The sequence below is a fragment of the Candidatus Methylomirabilota bacterium genome, assembly GCA_036001065.1.
Classification (GTDB): Bacteria; Methylomirabilota; Methylomirabilia; order Rokubacteriales; family CSP1-6; genus MNEF01.
Window position 1 is genome coordinate 1 of the sequence record DASYUQ010000148.1, and the last position, 3,492, is coordinate 3,492.

A 3,492-nucleotide genomic window follows, 5' to 3' on the forward strand; every position below is an offset into this window, starting at 1 on the left:
TGGCCAGCCGGCCGCGATGGACGCCGTCGCCGCGATCGCCCGAAACCACGGGCTGGCTGTCGTGGCGGACGCCGCCCAGGCTGTGGGGGCGCGATACGCCGATCGGGGGATCGGGGCGTGGGGCGACGCCGTGTGCCTGTCGTTCTATCCGACCAAGAACCTCGGCGCCTGCGGCGACGGCGGGATGGTCCTGACCGAGCGCGACGACGTGGCCGAGCGCGTGCGGCGCCTCCGCCATCACGGCGACGGCGGCCGCTACCGGCACCTGGAGCTGGGCTACACCGCGCGCCTGGACGAGCTGCAGGCGGCTATCTTACGCGTGAAGCTGCGCCACCTCGGCGCCTGGACCGAGGCGCGCCGGCGGATCGCCGGGCGGTATCGCACCCTGCTGGCCGGCCTGCCGCTGGGCCTACCGGGCGAGCGCCCGGGCGCGCGACACGTGTATCATCTCTATACCGTGCGGCATCCGCAGCGCGACGCGCTAGCCAAGGCCCTGGCCGATCTCGGCGTGGGCACCGCGGTGCACTACCCGATCCCGGTCCCCGCGCAGCCGATGTTCGGCGCGCCCGAGGCGAGCCTGGAGGTCGTGCGAGCCGCAGGGCGGCCGCGGAGCCGGAGGCGGAGCGCGCCCGAGGCGAGCCTGAGTGAATCCGCCGAGCGCCGGTGGCCGGAAGCCTCGCGCGCTGCCCGCGAGGTGCTGTCGCTGCCGTGCTTCGCCGAGCTGCGCGACGAGGAGGTCGAGGCGGTCGCCGCGGCCGTTCGCCGGGCCTGCGAGCGGATATGAGACCTCCAGTGTCAACCCAAGAGTCGAGCGCGCGTCCTCGAGCGCCGGCTTCGCCGGCGCAACCCTCCGGGATGGTTCGGAGGGGGCCGCGAGGCCTCCTCCGACTATGGATCTCGGAGGGGGCCGGCGCGCCCTGTGGGCGCGCCGGTGGAGTCGCCCCCTCCGACCAATGAGCGGTCCCGCCGCCGAAGCGCTGAGCGCGCGCCTGGCCGCCGCCCCCACCGTTGGCGTGATCGGGCTCGGTTACGTCGGTCTGCCGCTGGCCGTCGCCTTCGCGGAGTCGGGCGCCACCGTCCTCGGGATCGATCTCGACGCGCGCCGCATCGCCGGTATCGGCGCCGGCCAGAGCTTCATCGAGGATGTCTCCACCGAGGCGCTCAGGGCCGCGGTGAGGGCCGGGCGCCTCAGCGCGTCCGACGACTACGGGGCGCTGGGGCACGCCGACGCCATCGTCATCTGCGTGCCCACGCCGCTGGGCAAGTCCAAGGAGCCCGACATCTCCAATATCATCGCCGCCGCCGACGCCGTCGCATCCGTCGCCCGGCCCGGCCAACTCATCGTGCTCGAGTCCACGACCTACCCCGGCACCACCCAGGAGGTGCTGGCGCCGCGCCTGGAGGCCCGGGGGCTCAAGGCCGGCACGGACATCTTTCTCGCCTTCTCGCCCGAGCGCATCGACCCCGGCAACCGCGACCACACGCTGCGCACCATCCCCAAGGTGGTGGGCGGGCTCACGCCCACGTGCGCCGCCCTGGCCACCACGCTCTACCGGCGGATCACCGAGCGGGTGATCGTGGTATCCAGCCCGGGCGCGGCCGAGATGGTCAAGCTGCTGGAGAACACCTTCCGATCCGTCAACATCGCGCTGGCCAACGAGTTCGCGATCATGTGCCGCCGGCTGGGCATCTCCGTGTGGGAGGTGATCGGAGCGGCGGCCACCAAGCCCTTCGGCTTCATGCCCTTCTACCCGGGCCCCGGCCTGGGGGGGCACTGTTTGCCGTCGGACCCGCACTATCTCAGCTGGCGGGTCCGCCTGGCCGGCTACGAGCCGCGCTTCATCGCCTTCGCCGACGAGATCAACCGCCACATGCCTGCCTACGTCGTGGAGATGGTGACCGACGCGCTGAACGATCGCGAGCGTGCCCTCCGGGGGGCGCGGGTCCTGGCCCTGGGCGTCGCCTACAAGCCGAACGTCGCCGATACCCGCGACGCGCCGGCGCTGGAGATCATCGACGCGCTCGTCCACAAGGGCGCCCGGGTGGCCTACCACGATCCCCACGTCCCCAGCGTGTCGATCAACGGCGTCAAGTTCGCCTCCGTCGAGTGGGCTCCCGGCGACCTGGGGGCCTACGACGTCGTGCTGATCCTCACGCCGCACGCCGGCTACGACTGGGCGACCATCGTCGAGCACGCCCGCCTCGTCATCGATACGCGGAACGCGACGGCGGGCCTGGGCCGCGCCCCGCACGTCATCCGCCTCTAAGCGCCTCTTGCTGGCGGCGGTCCTCGCCTCCCTCCGGCCCCGCCAGTGGGTGAAGAACCTCTTCGTCTTCGCCGGGCTCATCTTCTCCCAGAAGCTCTTCACGCCGCTGGCGGGGGCCGCGCTCGCCACCTTCGCGGTGTTCTGCGCGTTGTCCGGCGCCGTCTATCTCCTCAACGACGTCGCCGACCGCGAGAAGGACCGGCTCCACCCCCGCAAGCGCGAGCGGCCGATCGCCGCCGGGCGGCTGCCGGCGGGGACGGCGGTGGCGGCGGCGATCGTCCTGATGGCGGCAGGCCTGGCGGCCAGCCTGGCCATCTCGCCGCCGCTGGCGCTGGTCAGCCTGGCTTACGTCGCGCTGATGGGCGCCTACTCGGTGTGGCTCAAGCACCTGGTGATCGTCGACGTCATCGTCGTGGCGTCGGGCTTCGTGCTGCGCGCCGTGGCCGGCGCGGTGGCCATCGACGTGGAGATCTCGGGCTGGCTCCTGATCTGCACGAGTCTCATGGCGCTGTTCCTCGCGCTGGGCAAGCGGCGGCACGAGGTCCTCACGCTCGCCGAGGGGGCGGCGCGCCACCGGCCCATCCTGGCCGAGTACAGCGCGGGCCTGCTCGATCAGATGATCGCGGTGGTGACGGCCTCCATGGTGACCGCCTACGCGCTCTACACGATGTCGCCGGAGACGGTGGCGAAGTTCGACACGCGCCTGCTGCCGGCGACGCTGCCGTTCGTGCTCTACGGCATCTTCCGCTACCTGTATCTGCTCTACCGGTGCCAGATGGGCGGCGCCCCCTCCGAACTGTTCCTGAACGACCGGCCGCTCCTCGTGAACGCCCTGCTCTGGATACTGAGCGTCGTCGTCATCCTCTACGGCCCCCGGGTGGGGTAGGGGCCGGTCGGGTACAATAGCGGCCCGCCCAGGATGAAGAGCCAGGTCGCCGTCCTCAGAACGCGTCCCGAAAGCGTCGTGGAGGACTACGGACGTCTGATGCGCCTGGTGAAGTACGAACAGGCGCTCGCGCGCGATCGGGACCTCGTCCTCAAGCTCAACCTCTCCTGGACCAAGTACTTCCCGGCCTGCTCCAGCCAGCCCTGGCAGGTGGACGGCGTCGTCAAGACCCTGCTGGACGACGGCTACGATCGTCGGCGCATCTTCCCCGTCGAGAACAAGACGGTGGTGACGGACCCGGTGACCGGGGCCCGGAACAACAAGTGGCTGCCGGTGCTG

The 3,492-nt window shown here is 71.6% G+C and carries 4 protein-coding genes; all 4 read left to right on the forward strand.

The features are described from left to right. The coding region (locus tag VGV13_14655) for a DegT/DnrJ/EryC1/StrS family aminotransferase (GenBank protein HEV8642335.1) at window positions 1-784 on the forward strand (784 nt) is incomplete at its 5' end. A 169-nt stretch (window positions 785-953) separates the two neighbouring features. Beyond that, the gene (locus tag VGV13_14660) at window positions 954-2,267 is read left to right on the forward strand and encodes a nucleotide sugar dehydrogenase (protein ID HEV8642336.1); all 1,314 of its coding nucleotides are present in this window, start codon (window positions 954-956) and stop codon (window positions 2,265-2,267) included. A gap of 7 nt (window positions 2,268-2,274) precedes the next feature. Further along, on the forward strand, window positions 2,275-3,153 hold the full coding sequence (locus tag VGV13_14665) for a decaprenyl-phosphate phosphoribosyltransferase (GenBank protein ID HEV8642337.1): 879 nt from the start codon (window positions 2,275-2,277) through the stop codon (window positions 3,151-3,153). Between the two features lie 33 nt (window positions 3,154-3,186). Beyond that, window positions 3,187-3,492: DUF362 domain-containing protein (locus tag VGV13_14670; GenBank protein HEV8642338.1), on the forward strand; the 306-nt coding region annotated here is incomplete at its 3' end.

What these genes read in the sequence shown, in the direction of transcription:
- VGV13_14660 (HEV8642336.1), top strand. Translation starts at nt 954, where the DNA reads ATGAGCGGTCCCGCCGCCGAAGCGCTGAGCGCGCGCCTGGCCGCCGCC.